Here is a 20,288-nt window from a genome sequence, read left to right as displayed (position 1 = left end):
CAGTGAATCAATGCACATGGGCAGCGGCCTGGGTGCCCGGCTTGGGGGCACGGCAAAAGAAAAGCAAAGGAATTGCGCCCAATGCCAGCAGGCCCAGATTGTTGAACACGGTCAGATAAGAAATCATTTCGGCTTGTCTCATGATTTCCTGCCCCAATATCGCGGCACCTTGCGCACTGTCAGGCGCAAGACCGAGTGGATTCAGATAAGTTTGGGCCGCAGGATTGTACGGTGTCACATTCTGGCTGAGGACCGCTGTGTTTGTCTGAAGCCCTCGTACGACCCATGTCCCGACCAGAGAGATTCCAACCGATGATCCCAATTGCCGTGTCACGTTGAACAGACCCGAGGCTTCGTCTTGCCGGTTTTGGGTGATGCTCTCAAACGCGAGAATAGACATGGGAACAAAAACCAAACCCATGCCTAACCCACTGATAGCTCCGGGCCAGGCCAGTTCCCAAAATCCGGCGTTGAGGTTTATAGCCCCCATCATGAAATTTCCAAGCGCGGTCAACAACAGGCCAACGCCTGCCAACATACGTGGGTCGAAATGATGGACCAGCACCGCGCCCGTCAAAACCATCGACAACCCTGCCGTCAGCCCTCGCGGAATGAACAAGTGGCCCGAAGCGATGACAGGAAAATCCAGCAAGCTTTGCACAAGCGTTGGTAGAATTGCGATGCCGCCGAACAGTGAGACAGCGAAGCCAGCAATAATCAGGTTGCACAGGGCAAAGTTCCGATCCGCAAACAGCCGCAGATCCACAACCGAATTTCGCGCAGTCAGGGTGTGAACGACAAACCCCAGCGCCCCCAGAATCGACGCAATCACAGCCACCTGAATAACGCGGGAAGACATCCAGTCCATGGTTTCGCCCTGATCCAGGACAAATTGCAGGCACCCGATTCCCAGCGCAAGCAGAGCCAGACCTTTCCAATCTATCTGCACATCTTCGGTTTTGTCTTCGGGCAATTCTCCGGCCAGCAAGAGCAGGGCAAGGGCAGCCACAGGCAGATTGACGAAAAACACCATCCGCCACGAGAAATACTCGGTCAGAATCGCACCAACCGTCGGCCCAAGTACCGGTGCCACCACAACCCCCAGGCCAAAGACCGCCATCGCTTTACCACGTTCCTCGCGGGGGAAAGCATCGAACAGGATCGATTGCGATAGTGGGATAAGGAAAGCCCCGAACATGCCTTGGGCCAGCCGAAAGGCCACAATGACTTCCAGACTCCAGGACAGGCCGCACATCACAGACATAACGGCGAAACCGGTCACTGCTGTCAGGATCAGCCGTCGTCGCCCAACACGACGGGCCACGAAGCCGGTCAGTGGCATTATGACCACCGCCGACACGATATAGCTGGTCAAAATCCATGTTGCTTGATCAGTTGTCGCCCCAAACGCCGCCTGAATATGCGGCAAGGCGACATTGACGATTGTACTGTCCAACACTTCCAGTATGGCGCTGAGAACAACAGCAACCACGATCACCCGGTTTACATGACCGGACGCCGCCGAGGTCATTTGCCGTCCGCCGGGCCTGTTGTGTCCACAACCACTTTACTGCTGCCGCCGACACGCAAAGGCGCATCTGTCGGGTCCAATTCGACCCTCACTGGAAAACGACGTGTGACCTTGACCCAGTTTCCGCTCGCATTCTCGGATGGCAACAAGGAAAACGTGTCGCCTGATCCGCGCCCGATCGAGGCCACTTTGCCGGTCAGTTTCACCCCCGGCAGCATATCGACTTGAACCGTGACCAACTGACCGGCGCGGATGCGCGGCAAAGACGTTTCTTTGAAGTTGGCGTCAACCCACCAGTCCGATGACTCGACAATCGAAAACTGCGGTGCGTTAGCAGAGACCGAAGAACCGGGGCGCAGTGTCAGATTGGCGATCCAGCCGTCTGCTGCCGCATAGACCTTGGTCCAAGCCAGGTTCGTTTCCGAGATCTCAAGCTGTGCCTGCGAAGACAGGATGTCGTCCTGCTTTGCTTCCAACCCGCTTTGCAATGCCAATAAGCTGGATTGGCTGGTCGTCAACCGTGCCGAGGCTTGAGCGAACTCTGACGTGGTTTGATCCAGCGAAGCCTGCGCGACATCCCCGGCTGCAAACAGTGCCTTTGCTCTTTCGAGGCTTTTGTTTGCAGTGTCATATGCGGATTGCGCGCTTTCGACGGCTGCTTCAGCAGCGGTTATCTGAGTGGAATAGGATTTGGCCTGTTGAACCGCACTGTCTAAATCGGCTTTGGCCGCATCGACCGACGCTTTGAACTGCGTATCGTCAATAGTAAAAAGAAGATCGCCAGCTTTGACAGGTAGATTGTCCGAGATATGAACTTCAGCGACCTGACCGGTCACTTGAGGCGCCACATAGATGATATTGGCTCCGATATAGGCATCCTTGGTGGACGGATACCGTTCCTCATGTCGCCAGAACAGCAGCAAACCAACTCCAATAGCTGCCAACATTGCGGCAATTGCTGCTGTTTTGAGAGATTTCATTGTCGCTTCTCCCTGACTGCTTACATCGTATGCATGTGCATCCGTATCGCCAAATTGCCCAAGACCCAAACGGTGCCAAGGATCATGATCAGCAGTACCATGGTGGAAAACAGGACCAGATGCAGGTCTTCCCGGCTGCTGCGCCGACGGTCGATATGCAGGAAATAAACGAGTTGCAGAATAAGTTGCGCCAGACCAAGCAACCCGATGGTCAGATATACCCCAACCGTTTCGATCCCAAACAAATAGGCCACTCCGAACATGGCGAGGGTCAAAATCAGTGATCCGCCATATCCGATCACATAACGCCGTCGCTCGCGCCGGTGCATTTCGGAACGGTTATCCATAGGTCAGACCTCCGAAATAGACGATTGTGATAATCCCGATCCAAATCAGGTCCAGGAAGTGCCAGAACAGCGCCAAACGGACAACGCGTGATATGATCACATCTGTCATCCCCTTGACCCGCAGCTGGACGCCCAGAACGATCAGCCACAAACAGCCCGCCGCGACGTGCAAACCGTGCAGTGGAACAAGACCAAAAAAAGCTGACAGGAACCCACTGCGTTGCGGGATACCGCCTTTTTCCGCCATGGCCATGAAATCGCGAATTTCGAGCACAAGAAAACTGAGCCCTAACAAGAGCGTGACGCCAAACCACAGAATGATGCGCCCGCGTGGCAGGTTGTATTTCAATGCCAGCATTGCAAGACCGACCGTCAGGCTGCTGGTCAACAGGATCAGGGTTTGAGCAAAGACACTTTTTAGGTCGAACAACTCATGCGGACCGGGTCCACCCGCCTGCGCGTCAATCATGGTGATGTAGATCGCGAACATCAGGCCGAAATAGACCAGATCGCTCATTAGGAAGACCCAGAACCCAAAGGTGACAACCTCAGCCGCCTTATCCGCACTGGCGTGGCGTTCCCCCAGATTGATGCCGGGATAGCTGTGGGTCGGTGCACGCTTCATGTGACAGCCTCCAGATCAGGGCGGGCGAGGCCGCGGTTTTCTGAGGAGGTTTCGTAATCACGATCCACTGCTGTTTCGTTATGCACCAGGGATAGCCAGGCTTCATGGTCTCTGCGAACCTCTTCAGCCGCGATGGTGAGCTCGGTGCTGTCATCAAAGGTCCAGATGATCACGGCAAGGATTATCAGCACCGTCATCAGGGCCGCCAACCACCAGATCCACCAAACCAAAGCAAACATCCAGATGCCGCTGAAAACACAGAGGATAAAACCGATGCCGGTATTGCGCGGCAATTCGATATCTTCATAGGCGTCCGGCGTAGGATACGCGACGCCACGTTCTTTGGCTGCGGCGAAATCATCACGATCTGTAACCTTTGGGATGATCGCAAAATTGTAAGGTGGCGGTGGCGACGGGATCGACCATTCCAAGGTGCGGCCATCCCATGGATCCCCCACTGGAACGTGTGTTTTTTCGCGGTCGCGGATGCTGACCCACAATTGGATAAGAACCGAGAACAAAGCGCAAGTAATCACCAGCGCCCCGATGATGGCGACGATCATAAAAGGTTGGAAGGACGGATCGTCATAGCTGAAGGAACGGCGCGGCATCCCCATGAGTCCGACAAAGTAGAGCGGCATGAAGGTCAACAAAAACCCTCCGGTCCAAAGAGCCACCGTAACACGCCCCCAGAACTCGTTCAGGCGGAAGCCGAAGGCCTTGGGGAACCAATAGTTATAGGCTGCCAACAAACCGAACAGCACCCCTGGCAACAGCACGTTGTGGAAATGCGCCACCAGGAACAGCGTGTTGTGCACCTGATAGTCCACCGTCGGATTGGCCAGGATCACTCCGCTGAGGCCACCAATCACAAACAGCATCAGAAACGCCAAACCATACAGCATCGGCACCGAAAACCGGATACGTCCCCGCCACAAGGTGGCCATCCAGTCATAGACTTTCACACCGGTTGGAATAGCAATGAGCATGGTTGCGATGCCAAAGACGGCGTTGATCAGTGCGCTCTGACCCATGGTGAAAAAGTGGTGCAACCAGACCGTGAAGGACAGCACCGCAATCGACATCGTCGCAATGACAAGTGAGTTGTAGCCATACAGCCGCTTGGCCGAGAACGTCGCGAACACCTCGGAATAGATACCGTAGGCAGGCAGGACCAGAAGATAGACCTCGGGGTGGCCGAACAGCCAGAACAGGTTGGCATAGTTCATCATGTTGCCGCCGAGATCGTTGGTGAAGAAGTGGAAATCCAGATATCGGTCTGCGGCCAGCATCAGCGCGGCAACGCCCAAGGGCGGCATGGCAAAGATGATCAGGATCGAACTGCAGATGATCGTCCAGCAATACATCGGCAGTCGCATAAAGGTCATACCCGGCGCGCGCATCTTGTAGATCGTGACGGCAAAGTTGATACCTGTGAGCGTGGTACCAACACCCGACACAACGATGGCCCAGATCCAGTAATCCGGCCCCACGCCCGGATTAAACGCAGCACCCGTATATGGAGGATACGCCGTCCAGCCGCCAGTCGAGAAACGCCCCACCACCAGCGACACCATCAACATCATGCCAGCGGACACCGTCAGACCCAGACTAATTTGGTTCAGTCTGGGAAACGCGACATCCCGCGCACCTATCATCAACGGCACAACATAGTTGGCGATCCCAAAGACAAAGGGCACAGCAACAAAGAAAATCATGATCGTGCCGTGGGTGCTGAAAAGCTCGGCAAAGTGTTCAGCTTCCAGAAACCCATCTCCGGGCCCTGCAGCCTGCTGAGCGCGCATGACGACGCCTTCCAACACGCCGCGTGCAAGCATCACGATGGCAAAGACGACATACATGATGCCAATCTTCTTGTGATCGACGCTGGTCAGCCAATCGCGCCACAGCGGTGTCCACAGTCGAAACCAGCTAAGCAAACCGACCACAACCACGACGCCAACAATCACGATACCAGCGGCTGCATTTGCCACGATCTCATTCGTGTTTGGATTTTCAAGCAAGCCGGCAATCGGAAGCGCATCCCAACTTAGGCGGCCGAAGAAGCCTGTTTCGGGTGAGGTCATTTCTGCGCCTCCCGCCCGAAGGATGCTGTGCCGGGTTGCTGATCAACTGGCAGGGCCTTGCCGCTGTGATATCGGTGCAGAATGTTGTGGAACACGTCTTCCTCCAGCGTGAAGTACAGTGCATCGTCCGGCATCTGTGCAGTGCCCAGGGCGGCTTGAACCTCATCCCTGTCGGACCGCTTTGAAAGCGTCTGATAAGTCGTCGCATCCAAAGGGATGCCGCCAGCACGCACTTTGTCCACCCATGCCTCGAATGCGTCTTGGTCCATTGCAACTGTGCGGAACTTTTGTTTGGTAAACCCGCGCCCGTTATACTGCGTGTTTTCGCCCTGCATGACCTCCGGGGTATCTGCAACCAGGTGAAGTTGCGTTGTCATACCCGGCATCGCGTAAATCTGACCGGCAAGGGCGGGGATCATGAAAGACTGCATCACCGTATCGGTCGTCAATGTCATGGCGACCTGCCGTTTGGTGGGAATTCCAAACTCACCCACGCTGGCAATACCCAGTTCGGGATAGAGAAACAGCCATTTCCAATCCAGGCCCACCACCTGAACTTGCACCGTCGGTTCCTCACCAAAACTTGCCGAATACGGGTCGAGCCTGTGTGTCGCCTTCCAAAGATAGAAAGACAGAAGCGCCACGATCAATACAGGCACGCCCCACATGACAAATTCAAGTTTAGCTGAAAAATCCCAGTCCGGCCTGTAGGCAGCGGTTCCGCCCTTTCGACGTCGGTATCGAAGCGCGATCCAGGGAACCAGAACGAGAACGGGAATAACCGCCACCATGATCAGCGCGGTCGCCCGCAACAGGTGGGTTTTCTGGATGGCGGCAATCGGACCTTGCGGATCCATGAAACTGTCGCTGGCCAACGCCATCGATGGTGTCACCGCAAGAAAGACCAAAGCAGCCATCACGAGCGAGGACGGGTTGGACATTCTGCCTTTGGCCATAACGCACAGCCCTCTCGTGATCCAAATTCCACCCAACTATCGGCAAATGCAAAAGTTTTCTCAAGACCTTTCCAAACTGCAGATTGCCGAGGTACTGTTTAATTCAACCTTGGGCACCAACGGGAAACACCCGTCGTTGACACCTTACCAGAGCAGGGACGCATGTTTACTTTGATGCGCACAATACTTGCAGTCATGTGCTTTAACCTGCTGTCGCACGCCGCATCAGCTCAGGATCATGCCGAGGTCGAACGTCAGTTTCAGGCGTGGTTGCAGGACGTAATTTGGCCAAAAGCACAAGCCAAAGGGGTTTCGCGCAAAACGATGGAGCAAGCGTTTGCTGGAGTGACCCTGAACTGGAAGCTGCCGGATCTGGTTCCGCCCGGACAAAAACCCAAAACCCCGAAAGCCCAGAAACAGGCCGAGTTCGGCTCGCCCGGGCGGTATTTCAACGCGGGATCCGTTCAGGGTGCCACCGCCGTAGGTCGCAAAATGGCGACACGGCATTCAGCGACACTTGCCTTGGTCGAACGTGAAACCGGAGTGCCCGGCCGCATAATCCTGGCAATCTGGGGCAGAGAGAGCGGGTACGGACAAGTGCCGATCCGCCACGACGCGTTTCGTGTTCTGTCAACCAAAGCGTTCCTGAGCACGCGCGCCGAGTATTTTACAGGCGAGCTGATCGCAGCCCTGCAAATTGCTGAATCCGGATATTTGCCTGCTCGGGACATGAAAAGCAGCTGGGCAGGCGCATTAGGCCAGCCACAATTCATGCCGTCCAATTTTTTGACCTATGCAAAAGACGGCGACGGAGATGGGCGGGCTGACATCTGGGGGTCGCCCGCTGATACTATTGCATCCATTGGCCATTATCTGGACCAACATGGCTGGGTTAGCAATCGAGACTGGGGTTTCGAGGTGTCCGTTCCCGCAAAAGTGTCCTGCTCTCTGGAAGGGCCCGATCAGGGACGGCCCATTCACAAATGGGAGGAGATGGGGATACGCCGGGTCTCGGGCAGGCCATTCCCGGCCCATGAACGTGATGGCGAAGGATTTCTGATGATGCCAGCAGGCCGACATGGGCCTGCTTTTCTGGTCACACCAAATTTCTATGTCCTCAAGGAATACAACAAAAGCGACCTTTATGCTCTGTTCGTTGGCCATGTCGGCGACCGCATTCAATACGGCGTCGGTGATTTTGCTGGGCAATGGGGAAAAGTCGGAGGGCTGTATCGATCCGACGTTGCGATAATGCAGCGCGCCCTCGAAGAATTGGGCCATGATGTTGGTGGTGCAGATGGGTTGCCTGGGTTCAAAACGCGCCGCTCAATCGGTCGATGGCAACAGTCTTTGGGACTCGCGCCAACTTGCTTTCCAGATGCCGGGATGAAAGCCGATCTGGTTCCTTAACGGTCGTGTGATTCCGAAAAACAGCGAATTTGGCAGAGGTCTGCCTCCAACTTGCTGACCCGTGCCGCGCCCATGTGCTCGAATCCTAGGCCCGCCCTGCGTTCACTGAGGGGAAATTTGCCTCATTGTTGCCAATTTCAGAACAGCGCTACTGCTTTCTCACTTCAAATCTTACCCTCCCTTTGTTGGAAGAAACACTGCAACTTAACTTGCCTGCTGTCTTTGCTTATTCAGCGCAAACCAACGAAAAAGCCTTTTGGTTGCACGTCTGCCTTGGCTCGTGAGATTGAAATCACCCTCAGAAACTCAGCAGAAAAGCACAGTGTTATGGGCCAGATAGCCTTCATCTGACGCTGCGAAACGGTCCCGTTCAATCGGCGAAGGAGAAAGGCCTACTGAGAACATGGGTAAACACTACGTGATCAATCAACATAAATCAGACATGGATCAAAAGTAGAAATACCCTGAACCACGGCACTTTTCTGTATTGTTCCGGATAGCATGACATCAGCACATTCTTTTGACCACGTCCCTAGAAAATGGCACGATTTGACCAATTGCCGCCCGAGCTATTGGGCATCGTTGATTGATCGGGGCGCGCAGCCTATTAGAACACATCGGACGCTATTCATTCTTCCGACCGACTATTGAATTTGAGAGGCACCATGACACGCAAGGTCACCAAAGCGATTTTTCCAGTTGCAGGCATGGGAACGCGTTTTTTACCCGCAACGAAGTCTGTTCCAAAAGAAATTATGACGCTGGTAGACCGCCCTTTGGTGCAGTACGCGATCGACGAAGCTCGCGCCGCCGGGATCAAGGAATTTATCTTTGTCACATCACGCGGGAAGTCTGCACTGGAAGATTATTTTGACCACAACCTCGTGCTAGAACAGGAGTTGAAGGCCAAGAAGAAAGACAAGCTGCTTGAGATCTTGAACAAGACCAATATGGAAAGCGGCGCGATTGCCTACATCCGTCAGCACAAAGCATTGGGCCTCGGGCACGCTGTTTGGTGCGCCCGCCGCCTGATCGGCGATGAGCCCTTTGCCGTCATGCTGCCGGACGATGTGATCGCGGCGGGCAAGCCTTGCCTGCAACAAATGATCGAAGCTTATGAAGAGACCGGTGGCAACATGGTAGCCGCCATGGAAGTTCCGCAGGAAAAAACAAGCTCGTACGGTGTGCTGGATGTAGGCGACAGTATCGGTCCTGTTATCCCTGCCCGTGGCATGGTCGAAAAACCCGAACCCGCAGAAGCGCCATCCAACCTTGCGGTTATCGGGCGCTATGTTCTGCGCCCATCTGTCCTGAACAACCTGAACGCAAAGAAAGCCGGGAGTGGTGGCGAAATTCAGCTGACGGATGCAATCGCCGAAGACATCGCGCAAGGTGTACCCGTGTTTGGGTACAAATTCGACGGACAACGCTTTGATTGCGGGTCGAAATCGGGCTTCCTGCAAGCCACCGTTGCCTTTGCGCTTGCACGTGACGATCTACGAGACGACCTGAGTCAGTATCTCAATGACATTGTAGCGACAGGAAAAGCGGCCCAGTAACCAAGAATCGATGTTTCACGTGCGCGTTAAGCCGCACTTTTGGTGAGTTGAGATTCAGCAACAGACCCGACGTAGACACAATTCATCCTGTGTTCTTTCAGAGCATCAGGAACATGTTGTGGTCTGTTTCCAAATGCCCGTGAAAAGTCTGATGTGATCAGGTTCACGAACGCAGGGCATGGATAAAGCGGGGCTTTTTCTCTGTTTAAAAAGTTAGCAAAAGGTTTCTAGGGCGGTCGGCCCGATCACAGAGGATTGACGCGCTTTGCGGCAGTGAAGCGCGCAACCGGTGTTTCGGACCGACAGCTACAGGAGGACCTTCGTGTCACAAATCTCACCCCGACTGAACTTGCCTTTTTTGCAACCCTCGCAGGCGCAAAAGCACGTCACCCACAACGAAGCTCTGCGTCAGCTTGATTTGATCGTGCAGCTGACAGTCCGCTCAATCGACGCCAGTACCCCCCCCCGGTTGTTCCCCAACAGGGCGAGGTTCATGCGGTGGGCACATCCCCAACCGGCGATTGGGTGGGGCACGCCGGGGAACTTGCAGCTTGGCTGGACAATGCCTGGCATTTCGTGGCCCCAGCCGTTGGTTGGCGCGCTTGGGACGAAAACTCTGGTGATCTCAAATTCTGGGACGGAACAACCTGGGTGCCTCTACCCGTGGACACGCAAAACCTGGATGGTGTCGGGGTGGCGGCCACCTCAGACACAACGAACCGCCTGACTGTGCGCAGCCCGGCCACATTGCTGACCCACGAAGGTGGTGGACATCAACTGAAGATCAACAAAGCCAGTGCGGGCGACACCGCGTCATTGCTGTTCCAATCGAACTGGACAGGCCACGCTGAGATGGGCCTGTCGGGCAATACTGGTTTTTCCATCAAAGTCTCACTCGATGGCGGAAGCTGGACCGATGCGTTGAGGTTTGATCCAACCACCGGAACGGCAACAGGCGCGGCTGTCCAAAGCGATGCAACCGATACAACCCCTGGCCGCCTTATGAGAGCAGATTTCGGTTACGGACCCGCTAATCTTTTGGGATCTGTCTCGGAAAACTCGGGCACCCCGACCGGCGCTGTTATCGAGCGCGGAAGTAATGCAAACGGAGAGTTTGTGCGGTTCGCCGATGGCACCCAAATCTGCACCGCTACTTTACCCTCAGTTGACTGCACCAATGCTGAAGGTGCTATTTTCGTAAGCTCTGCAATAGTGTGGGACTATCCCGCGACCTTTATAGCGGCACCAAGTGTCAGTGGTAGCGGAGGGGCAACCAACCGTTTCATTGGAATGGACACACCCAACACGACACAAATTAATTGCAAAGTGTTGTCGGCCCTGTCGGATTCCTCGACACTGCCTCCAACCGTTACAGCAATCGGGCGCTGGTACTAATTCAAATGGCCGTCCGACGTCGTATGTCTCGGGCGGCTATATTTCTCGAAGGTCGAAGATGACCAATTCTAGATTCCAGGCATGGGTTTAACAAACACGGCTTCAAAGCTCATTTCTGGCGAGCCGCTCAGGTTTTCACAGTTACAGCCTCGTGTGAATCTTCCCCACCATGCGCAAGCGAAAGACCGAGTTCCGCCGCAGACCCTTGTATAGACCGGTTCTCCTAGCCGAACCCAGAAACCGAATAGCTTTAAGTATTCGCAAGGTGCCTTTCACGTCTGCATCTGCTGTGTATTCAGACGATTAAAAGCAGTTTGGACTTTAACGTGCAGCGCAAGTTTTTTCTCTGCGCTCTTATTGCCTCAAAAACAGCAAGAATCTATGGGATGTAACCCACAGCTATTGTGAACCATTGAATTCGGTGTTGGTTTCTTCAATTGTTCGCGCGTTGTCGACAGGTATTAGTAAGAAGGATTTTACAGATGCGTATTGCAATGATCGGCACCGGATATGTGGGCCTTGTGTCTGGCGTGTGCTTCTCGGATTTCGGTCATGACGTGATTTGCGTCGACAAGGCAGATCAGAAAATCGACATGCTCAAAGCCGGGGACGTCCCAATTTACGAGCCGGGCCTTGATGTGTTGATGGCTAAAAATGTGGCTGCCGGTCGCTTGAGCTTTACGACTGATTTGGCCGCTGCCGTAGATGGCGCTGATGCTGTCTTCATTGCAGTCGGCACCCCAACGCGGCGGGGTGATGGCCACGCAGATCTGACCTACGTTATGGCCGCTGCAGAAGAAATTGCAGGGGCTGTCACTGGCTATACGGTCATTGTCACCAAATCGACAGTACCCGTGGGCACCAACAGACGAGTGCATGAGGTTGTCTCGGCCTCTAATCCCAAAGCTGAATTTGACGTCGCTTCGAACCCTGAATTCCTGCGTGAAGGTGCGGCGATTGATGACTTCATGCGCCCGGATCGCGTTGTGGTGGGTGTGGAAAACGATCGCGCCGCCGAAGTGATGGCCGAGATCTACCGCCCGCTTTACCTGCGTGATTTTCCGATCCTTTCTACGGATCTGGAAAGCGCTGAGATGATCAAATACGCCGCAAACGCGTTTCTTGCGACCAAGATTACCTTCATCAACGAAATTGCGGGCCTTTGCGAAAAGGTCGGCGCAGATGTCAAAGAAGTGTCGCGCGGCATCGGTCTGGATGGACGGATCGGCAACAAGTTCCTACATGCTGGCCCTGGCTATGGTGGGTCGTGCTTTCCTAAAGATACTGCCGCGCTGGCCCGGATCGGTCAGGATCATGCGCATCCGATGCAGATTACGGAAACCGTCATTCGTGTGAATGACGAAATCAAGAAACGTATGATCGAGAAAATCCGCGAGGTCTGCGACGACCGTTTCAATGGAAAAACCGTGGCGGTTCTAGGCGTCACGTTCAAACCCAACACAGACGATATGCGCGACGCACCTTCGTTGTCCATTGTCCCCGCTTTGATCGGCGGAGGTGCAAAGGTACGCGTTGTCGACCCTCAGGGCAGATCAGAGGGTGAGGCGCTTTTGCCAGGGGTCGAGTGGTGTGATGACCCCTATGCGGCAACTCAAGAAGCGGATGTCGTTGTGCTGTTGACTGAGTGGAACGAGTTTCGGGCGCTGAACCTGACTGAAATGGCCAAGTCGATGAACACGGCCCGCATGGTCGACCTGCGCAACATTTATTCGAGATCGGCGGCGCTCAAGTCGGGGTTTGAAACCTATGTTGGCGTCGGGCGCTGAACTCTTTACGCTGCATGCGTTCTAAACAGTCATGACTCAGAGAACCGGGCCCGCAAAAGGCCCGGTACATCACGTTTCAAACTCTACTCAGCGGCCCAGATCTTGCGACGGCGTTCCTTGACCATTTCGTTGCCCTCGTCTGTGCCGTCGTGGAAGGTGTTGAACCACTCATCCCACGGGGTTTCCCACGTACCGTAATTGCAGTCGAAGAACCTGTGATGCAGCTGGTGAAAGAAATCCCCGACCTGTAACTTGGCTTTGTTGCCAAGCTTCACATGTTCGAACCCAGCATGAGAGGTCGGCGCGCCAATACCGTGATGAAACAGCAGGAAATTAGCATGGATCGGATGCGAAGGCAGGAGGAAAAAGATCATCGTGTCGAACATCAAAAAGAAGCTTTCAACCGGATGCATGGCCAGACCGGACCACGGGCCAGTGTTGATGTTGCGATGATGCCAAGCATGCACTTTGGTATAAAGCGGGCCAACATGCAGCAAACGGTGTAGCCAGTAGAAATGAAAGCCTGCCCAGATTGGGACAAAGATCACAACCGCGATGAACCAGATCGGATTGCTGTCAAATGTGATCATCGTGATCCAGCCGTTGGCATAGGAATACAGGATCAGGCATTCCCAGAAAGTCCAGAAGGTCAGCGCCGGCCCGAGGGTCCAGAACATGTTGTCCCAGACCTGGTTCTTGAAGGTAAAGACCTTCGCACCCTTCATCATCGGGCGCATGTCATAGCGGTATTCATCCTGTTGCGTGCGGAACTTCCACAAAGCCAGATGCAGGCCACCGGCCACAACCATCAGAATACAGAAGTTGCGGAACCAGATCTCGGCCACCCAATCCCAGCTGAAAGTCTCGATCCGTGCCAGCGATGGGGTCAGGAAATTCCAGGTGATGATTGCAAAAACCAGCAGCAAAGCGCGCAGGGCCAGCGGATTCCAGCTTTGCAGCAGGTAACGCAGCGCCGCCAAGGGCTTCATGGGCCAATCCCAATAAGGCGAAGTTTGGATCGGCAATTGTGGTGTGAAGTTCCAAATCTTGCGCCTGGGGCGTGGAGGCAAGGCAGGGTCTGACATAACGAGCTCGTTTTTATTTGTTCGCTGGTCACAAGTCTAAAACGGGAGGCCGAAACCTCAGACCATATTGTCTTGCCGGTGAGGCTAAGTTTTGCTTAGCCTAGGAGAATGAGCACTCGAGTCCCCTCTCTCAACTGGCTTCGTGTATTCGAAGCTGCTGCCCGAACCGAAAGCTTTGCCCGAGCGGCAAGTCAGCTCAACATGACACCCGCTGCCGTCAGCCAGCAGGTCAAAGCGCTTGAGACCCAATTGGGCACGCCCTTGTTTCATCGCCACGCCCATGCCGTAACCCTGACCGAAACCGGGCGCGCGTATCTGCCCTCGGTGCAGCAATCGTTGCTCATGCTCGAAACTGCAACCACCGGGTTGTTTGGTGAAACCCGCGCACAACGGCTTTATGTACAATCCGTACTGCTTTTTGCACACGGCATTTTAGCCAGCGGTGTTCCCACGTTTCAAACCGCGCATCCCCAGATCAACATGTCCCTAACCACTGGAAATGTCGTTTCCGATTTCGCCAACCGATTTACGGATCTGCAGATCGTATTCGGGAATCCCGCTCTTTTCGGTACCGAAAACGATGAGGTGATGCGCGAAAGCCTGTATCCCGTCGCCCCGCCTGACATTGCGGCACAGATCGAAACCCCGCAGGACCTGTTTCAGTTTACGCTCATCGAGGTCTCAACCCATCGCGCTAGCTGGCCGCATTGGTTTGAAAACCTGCGACTGCAAGCGGGGCAGGCACGCTATTTCTTTGCCGACAATTCCTTGATGGCCGCAGAGCTTTCTGCTGCTGGTTTGGGTATCGCGTTGGCCCGCGCCCCAGCGTCTGACCGGATCATGGATCTCTCGGGTCTTGTCGCCTGCCTGCCCGACTGCTCCTGTCCGGGACAAGAGGCGTATCATCTGGTTTACCCTTCCAGAACCACACTGCGCCCTGCGGCCCGTGCTTTCCGGGATTGGGTGCTGGACTACAGCGCGGCAGTCCAGACGCGGTAACGCCCCTGTCCAGTGACCTCACGCACCAGACCGCGACGGGTAAACAGATCAAAATTGCGCTGTACCGCTGCACGCGACGATTTGGTCAGGTCTTCCGCCAAAGGGGCAGAGACCATCGGCCATGAGGCCAAGACCTCAATCAGTCGTGGCGGGGTGCGTCCACTCAGATCTTGCGTGGCGTCCCGGGCCTGGTTCTCCCACGTGTTGACCCGATCAAGATGCAACAACCCGGCAAGGGCCGCCTGCCCCGCCCCATGTATCCAGGCGCTCAGCTTTTCAGTTGGCGTCCCCGCCCCGCGAAGTGCCCCAGGCCCCGACAAGGCCAAAGGCATGAAAAGAGCACCCCCACGCCCCATTGATGCCGCGTGCCGCGCTGCGATAACTGCTGCTTCGGTGTCTTGTCCAATTTCCTGTGCCAACGCCCGCCACGCGTGAAACGCAATTGCTGATTGGGTAACCGGATGCAAACCTTCTACATTTTGCATGACTTCGGCCAGATCAATGACCGCCTCGGGTGCAGCTTCAGACCCTTGTGCCAATCGGTCAAGAAACGCGGTCAAACCGCTTTCCCACCCCCCTTCGGAAGGGGCCGCGCCCGAACTCAGGCGGCGTACCGCCCAGCCAGCACGGAACAGCGCCTGTACGTCATCATGGGTCGCGCCGATGCGTAGGCCCGTCCACAAGGCCAGACGGTCCACACTGACCCGATCGCCTGTCCACCAGCCCAGATCAGAAGTTTCCATCAGGGCCAGACGATGCGTCCACCCCTTGGGGCCAGCCCGCAACCGTTCGTCCAGCGCACCAAAGGTCAGGGCAAGATCGGCAAGCTCAGCAGAAAGTTCGGACTGAGCCGCACGCCAGTCGCGCGGATCGAACAATAGGCGCTGATCGGATCGAGGGCCGGGTAGAAAGTAATCTTCCTCCACGACCTCGTCCGGCGGCAGAAACCACAAATCCTCTTCTTCCGAAGAGTCCCCATCGTAAATACTGGCGGGTCCAAGATCTTCAGCCTCGTCCTGTGAGACGGGTATTGGTTTCTTCGCAATCATGCCCGGTATTCTTCGGACATTCGTACCGGTTCACAAGGGGTTTTCCGTCAGCCCGCAAAGGTTTGGGTCAAAACATCCAATTCGCTGTTCAAATCAGTCTGCGGAGAGCTGCCCAACAGCATATACCCATAGCCATGCTGCGCCCATGTGGCGGTCGCCAATCCGCTCAGTACCGCTTGCTTGATCTCAGCAGGAGGTGCGTCGGGGCCCTGACGGATGACACAGAATGCAAAGGGTCGCCCTTGATCATCCGCAAAAACAATCTGAATCAAAGGCTTGCCTTTGAAGGACAGAACCTGAGCCCGTTTAAGCTCCAACCCTGGGAGCGCTTCCAACGTTTCACGGTTCAGGGATCGGCCAAGTGCGGCCTCTGCCATTTCAAACTGCTTATCCAGCGACGCCTCGGAATCGTCCAGCGGGGCGATGGTCTCGGGCACATAAAGTGACTGATAGATCGCCGCCTGCTGCGCCCATCCCAGTTCTGAAGGGCGGGTTGCCCAGAACGTTACGGCAAAAGCGGCAATCGCGGTGCTTGCTGCCACAGCGACAACGTGCAGGACACCGCCACTTGAGTGTTGCGCATCAGGCTCGGGCAGATCGAATTTCGGCACCTCGGTGGGAATTGTCTCAAAAACGTCCTGAATGACCGGCGCGAGAGGATCCAGCGCCATCAGGCGGCGTTCAAGCTCGACATCATGCTCGACCGCCGCCTCAATGGCCCGGCTCTGAGCTTCATCCAGTGAGCCTTCCAGATACGCTGATAGCGTCTCGTCGGAAAACGTCATTTACCACTCCGTCGCGCGGTGTCTGCCGCATCAAGCTGCATCACGGTTTTCAGTTTCTGCCGGGCATTCGATAACCGGCTCATGATTGTACCGATGGGCACTTCCAGCATGGCAGCGGCTTCGCGATAGCTGTACCCTTCGACGAACACAAGCATTACCGTTTCCCGCTGCGCTTCTGGCAGCTGCATCACTTGTGTAAACACCTCAGTGGCGAAAATATTCGTTTCTGAATCTGCTCCTGGTGCCACCAGGTCTGCTTCTGGTGTCACCGATAGCGCCTGCGCCCGCCGGACCGAGCGTGAGCGCACCTCGTTCAGCCAGATCGAGCGGCAGATCGTCATCAGCCAGCTGTCCAAACGATTATGCGATGTGACCTGATGATGACGCTCCAGCGCGCGAAGACATGTCGCCTGCAGAAGATCATCAGCCACATCAGATGCCCCTGACAAAGCCAGAGCAAACCGCCAGACGCGTTTCGAATGCGTCTGCACCGCATCGCGCACGGCCTGTTCGGAAGTCATTTCGGCTCTCATCGAATAAATCACGACCTGTGTGTGTTTGTCTGTCACGGACCGGGCCCGCAGGGGCACGAATGTCATAATCTTAGGAGAATTGAAATGAATCTTCTGTTGAAAGCTGTCACGATTGCGTCGGCAATTGTTGCAACGCCTGCACTTGCGGACAACTGGACACTGGACAGCGACAGCTCGCATCTGGCCTATGGTACCATCAAGAAAAACACTGTGGGCGAGGTCAACGGTTTCACCAATCTCAGCGGACATGTGACCCCTGACGGTAAAGCCGAAATCGACATCGACCTGTCCTCTGTCGAGACCAATATCGATATCCGAAATGAGCGGATGATCGAGTTTGTCTTTCGCAAAGTAGGTTCGGCAAAGCTGACGGCTGACTTCGACATGTCCGAGGTGTCCGGGCTGTCAGTCGGAGAAACCACCACGATAGATGCAGAATCCGTTCTTTCGCTGGCTGGCACCGATGTTGCTTTCGACGCCGAACTGTTTGTTGCGCGCCTGTCCGAAACTGCGGTAATGGTCTCAACCAACGATATGGTGTTCCTCAATGCGGAAGACGCCGGTGTCAATGCGGGCGTGGACACGCTGAAGGAACTGGCAGACCTGTCAGGCATTACCCGGACAGTGCCGATAACGGCCAGATTGATCTTTCATTCTGACGGCAAACAGGCCGCCGCAACGCCTGCCTCAGCGACACCAGAGATCGTAGCGGCAGCAGTGCAAGGGGACGCCAAAGCAGGTAAAAAGGTTTTCAGAAAATGCAGCGCCTGCCACAAGCTTGACCAAGGTCGCAACGGTGTCGGCCCGTCTTTGCACGCCATTATTGGCAAATCCGCTGGTCAGGCCGAAGGGTTCAGGTTTTCTTCTGCCCTCCAGGAAATAGACGTCGTCTGGACGCAGGAAAACCTGGCCACATTTCTGGCCGACCCCAAAGGGTTTCTTCCGGGTAATCGTATGCAATTCCCGGGGTTGAAAAAGGAAGACGACATTGTGAACCTGCTCGCGTATTTGCAGGACGCAAGCTAAACTGTTCCGAATTCCCGCTTGATCTCAGTCGCGCGGATCACCGCGCACTGATGATTGAGTTATCTGCCGTATCTTTCGCAACAATAAAGTAAAACCGCGCTGCCCGAACCAGCTTCTTTTCGGCGCTTTGACGCGCATTGCACTTGTCCAATCCCATTCCATTCCCTATCTACGGCGTCGCACGTAAGACCGTTGGCATGAGCCGCTCTGCCGCATCCCGGCATCTGCTCTTTAGGCCCGGCAAAAATTAGGGTATCTGAACGTGCGCACCGTTTCACGATTTGGAGTACGCAATGATAACGCGCGCCTGGAAAAAATGGCGATCTGGCTATATGGGCCGCCTTGTGGGCGAAAGCTTTTATGCACAAGGCCCCTTATACGCCGTTGCGATGTTGGCGATGATCATGGTGGCCGTAACCACCGCCGGATCCGCCTATATGATGGAATTCATCGTCGATGCCATGACCAGCCCCGAGCTTCGCGGATGGGCGCATGTGATAGCGCTGGCGGTTGTGCTGCTGTTTCTGACCAAGGCGATTGCTTCTTACATTCAGGCTAACTATCTTGCGCGCGCAGGCAACCGGATCGTGGCACAGCAGCAGGAAAAGGTTTACCGAAAACTGCTTCGGCACGGTGTTTCTTTCTTTTCTGCCAATGAATCTTCCGATCTGTTGATGCGCACAACCAACGGCGCGCAAGCAGCCCGCAACCTGATCGATGTTCTGGTTACCGGCTTTGTCCGCGACGCGCTGACGTTGGTCGGGCTGGTTGCGGTCATGCTTTATCAACAGCCTGTTTTGTCGGTGATGTTCTTTATCGTCGGTCCCATTGCCTTGCTGGGGGTGCGATATCTGCTCAAGAGTGTACGCTCGATCATGCAGGCCGAGTTCAAATCGTTGGCCGAGATCATTCGCGTGCTGCAGGAAACCTCGGCCGGTATTAAGGTCATCAAGGTCTTTTCGCTCGAAGACCGGATGATCGACCGGATGGAAACCGCCATCAGAAAGGTCGAGCAACGCTCGAACGATATCGCCAGACTTCAGGCTATCGCCAGCCCGTTGATGGAATTCCTGGCAGGTCTGGCCGTTGCTGGCGTCCTAATTGTCAGCACGATGGGCATCGCGGGCACGGAACAACCCACCGCCGGGCAACTGATGTCCTTTATCACCGCCCTGTTGATGGCTTATGAACCGGCGAAGCGCCTGTCGCGAATGCGTGTCCAGATTGAATCAAATATGGTTGGTGTCGGCATGTTGTTTAGCCTGCTGGATCAGAAAGACACCATGGTGGAATCCCCCGACGCCCGTGACCTGACTGACGGACCGGGTCACATTGCCCTGCGCAACGTTACCTTTGGATATCAAGGTGCCGTACCGGTGATCGAAGACATGAATGTCTCGTTCGAAGCGGGCAAAACCACGGCGCTGGTCGGACAGTCCGGCGGCGGCAAGTCCACCTTGTTTGGGTTGATCATGCGGTTCTACGATCCTGATGAGGGCGTCGTCGAGATCGACGGTCAAGATCTGCGCGAAGTGAGTTTTTCTTCACTTCGTCGGAAAATATCGTTTGTTGGTCAGGACACATTCCTGTTCTCGGCCTCGATCCTAGACAACCTGCGATGCTCGGCCCCGGACGCAACCGAAGAAGAAATTATTGACGCGGCCAAAGCGGCTCATGCACATGACTTCATAATGGGCTTGCCCAAAGGCTACGACACACCGGTTGGCGAAAACGGTACCTTCCTGTCCGGCGGTCAAAAACAGAGGATTGCAATTGCCCGCGCCATTCTGCGCAACGCTGAGATCCTACTGTTAGACGAAGCGACAAGCGCACTGGATGCGGAATCGGAATCGCTCGTCAAAAAAGCTCTGGATGCCTTGACTCAGAACGTGACCGTCATCGTCATTGCTCACCGTTTGTCGACGGTATTGGAGGCCGACAAGATTATCGTGGTTCAGGATGGCGCAATCGTGGAACAGGGTAATCTGGACGAGTTGATGAAGAAAAGCGGAAGCTTCCGCGCCCTGTTCGATCAACAGTTCAAGCACCACGCTCCTACATCTGAAGTCGCGGGATAACCGCGACTTCAATTCGCTGGCTTACTCTGTTTGACCAAGTATGCAGTACCCGAACC

General features: G+C 55.1%; 17 protein-coding genes. 7 read left to right on the top strand and 10 right to left on the bottom strand.

Translation table 11 applies throughout. From position 1 onward, the window contains the following. Positions 1-7: 7 nt before the first annotated feature. From AC2FJZ_RS11190 to AC2FJZ_RS11165, 6 genes are read right to left on the bottom strand one after another with little or no spacing between them, the layout of a single operon-like run. Positions 8-1,531 carry a DHA2 family efflux MFS transporter permease subunit gene (locus AC2FJZ_RS11190; RefSeq protein ID WP_496777627.1) on the bottom strand — a complete coding sequence of 508 codons (1,524 nt, stop codon included), beginning with the start codon at positions 1,529-1,531 and terminating at the stop codon, positions 8-10. Then, positions 1,528-2,511 (bottom strand): HlyD family secretion protein, encoded by a 984-nt coding sequence (locus AC2FJZ_RS11185; protein WP_496777625.1) that lies wholly within the window; start codon positions 2,509-2,511, stop codon positions 1,528-1,530. Before AC2FJZ_RS11185 ends, AC2FJZ_RS11190 begins: the two co-directional genes overlap by 4 nt. Before the next feature lie 20 nt (positions 2,512-2,531). After that, positions 2,532-2,858: a cytochrome o ubiquinol oxidase subunit IV gene (locus tag AC2FJZ_RS11180; RefSeq protein WP_050604269.1), complete on the bottom strand. Its 327-nt coding sequence runs from the start codon at positions 2,856-2,858 to the stop codon at positions 2,532-2,534. Continuing rightward, positions 2,851-3,483 carry a cytochrome c oxidase subunit 3 gene (locus AC2FJZ_RS11175; protein ID WP_050604270.1) on the bottom strand — a complete coding sequence of 211 codons (633 nt, stop codon included), beginning with the start codon at positions 3,481-3,483 and terminating at the stop codon, positions 2,851-2,853. The genes AC2FJZ_RS11180 and AC2FJZ_RS11175 overlap by 8 nt, the downstream gene beginning before the upstream one ends. After that, positions 3,480-5,570 (bottom strand): cbb3-type cytochrome c oxidase subunit I, encoded by a 2,091-nt coding sequence (locus tag AC2FJZ_RS11170; RefSeq protein ID WP_496673864.1) that lies wholly within the window; start codon positions 5,568-5,570, stop codon positions 3,480-3,482. The genes AC2FJZ_RS11175 and AC2FJZ_RS11170 overlap by 4 nt, the downstream gene beginning before the upstream one ends. Continuing rightward, positions 5,567-6,526, bottom strand: coding sequence for a ubiquinol oxidase subunit II (locus AC2FJZ_RS11165; RefSeq protein WP_496777623.1), 960 nt, complete (start codon positions 6,524-6,526; stop codon positions 5,567-5,569). The genes AC2FJZ_RS11170 and AC2FJZ_RS11165 overlap by 4 nt, the downstream gene beginning before the upstream one ends. Positions 6,527-6,688: 162 nt before the next feature. On the opposite strand from AC2FJZ_RS11165, the gene AC2FJZ_RS11160 reads away from it, so the two are divergent. From AC2FJZ_RS11160 to AC2FJZ_RS11145, 4 genes are all read left to right on the top strand, one after another. Continuing rightward, complete coding sequence (locus AC2FJZ_RS11160) at positions 6,689-7,936, top strand: lytic murein transglycosylase (protein ID WP_496777621.1); 1,248 nt, start codon at positions 6,689-6,691, stop codon at positions 7,934-7,936. Positions 7,937-8,601: 665 nt separating this feature from the next. Continuing rightward, on the top strand, positions 8,602-9,495 hold the full coding sequence (gene galU, locus AC2FJZ_RS11155; protein WP_050604272.1) for a UTP--glucose-1-phosphate uridylyltransferase GalU: 894 nt from the start codon (positions 8,602-8,604) through the stop codon (positions 9,493-9,495). Between the two features lie 498 nt (positions 9,496-9,993). Continuing rightward, a complete protein-coding gene (locus AC2FJZ_RS11150; RefSeq protein ID WP_496777619.1) occupies positions 9,994-10,890 on the top strand; it encodes a DUF2793 domain-containing protein in 897 nt (298 codons plus the stop codon). Positions 10,891-11,372: 482 nt separating this feature from the next. Further along, the gene (locus tag AC2FJZ_RS11145; protein ID WP_496673850.1) at positions 11,373-12,677 is read left to right on the top strand and encodes a UDP-glucose dehydrogenase family protein; all 1,305 of its coding nucleotides are present in this window, start codon (positions 11,373-11,375) and stop codon (positions 12,675-12,677) included. An 83-nt stretch (positions 12,678-12,760) separates the two neighbouring features. Here AC2FJZ_RS11145 and AC2FJZ_RS11140 read toward each other — a convergent pair whose 3' ends face one another. Continuing rightward, complete coding sequence (locus tag AC2FJZ_RS11140) at positions 12,761-13,666, bottom strand: sterol desaturase family protein (RefSeq protein ID WP_496777617.1); 906 nt, start codon at positions 13,664-13,666, stop codon at positions 12,761-12,763. 204 nt (positions 13,667-13,870) lie between these two features. On the opposite strand from AC2FJZ_RS11140, the gene AC2FJZ_RS11135 reads away from it, so the two are divergent. After that, positions 13,871-14,761, top strand: coding sequence for a LysR substrate-binding domain-containing protein (locus AC2FJZ_RS11135; protein ID WP_496777615.1), 891 nt, complete (start codon positions 13,871-13,873; stop codon positions 14,759-14,761). Here the strand turns inward: AC2FJZ_RS11135 and AC2FJZ_RS11130 are convergent. Genes AC2FJZ_RS11130 through AC2FJZ_RS11120 form a run of 3 tightly spaced genes read right to left on the bottom strand, consistent with a single transcriptional unit; the run spans position 14,734 to position 17,116 of the window. After that, positions 14,734-15,810, bottom strand: coding sequence for a helix-turn-helix domain-containing protein (locus AC2FJZ_RS11130; RefSeq protein ID WP_496777613.1), 1,077 nt, complete (start codon positions 15,808-15,810; stop codon positions 14,734-14,736). The genes AC2FJZ_RS11135 and AC2FJZ_RS11130 overlap by 28 nt on opposite strands. 47 nt (positions 15,811-15,857) lie before the next feature. After that, a complete protein-coding gene (locus AC2FJZ_RS11125) occupies positions 15,858-16,595 on the bottom strand; it encodes a hypothetical protein (protein WP_496777611.1) in 738 nt (245 codons plus the stop codon). Beyond that, positions 16,592-17,116 (bottom strand): RNA polymerase sigma factor, encoded by a 525-nt coding sequence (locus AC2FJZ_RS11120; RefSeq protein ID WP_253276870.1) that lies wholly within the window; start codon positions 17,114-17,116, stop codon positions 16,592-16,594. Before AC2FJZ_RS11120 ends, AC2FJZ_RS11125 begins: the two co-directional genes overlap by 4 nt. 96 nt (positions 17,117-17,212) lie before the next feature. Here AC2FJZ_RS11120 and AC2FJZ_RS11115 point away from each other — a divergent pair, with 96 nt between their 5' ends. Further along, a complete protein-coding gene (locus AC2FJZ_RS11115) occupies positions 17,213-18,154 on the top strand; it encodes a c-type cytochrome (protein WP_496777610.1) in 942 nt (313 codons plus the stop codon). 293 nt (positions 18,155-18,447) lie between these two features. Further along, positions 18,448-20,232: an ABC transporter ATP-binding protein gene (locus AC2FJZ_RS11110; protein WP_496673833.1), complete on the top strand. Its 1,785-nt coding sequence runs from the start codon at positions 18,448-18,450 to the stop codon at positions 20,230-20,232. The last annotated feature ends 56 nt before the right edge of the window (positions 20,233-20,288 follow it).

Source organism: Ruegeria sp. CDSA079 (assembly GCF_059612245.1).
Note: the sequence above shows the minus strand (reverse complement) of the source record. Positions and strands in the feature narration are given on the sequence as shown.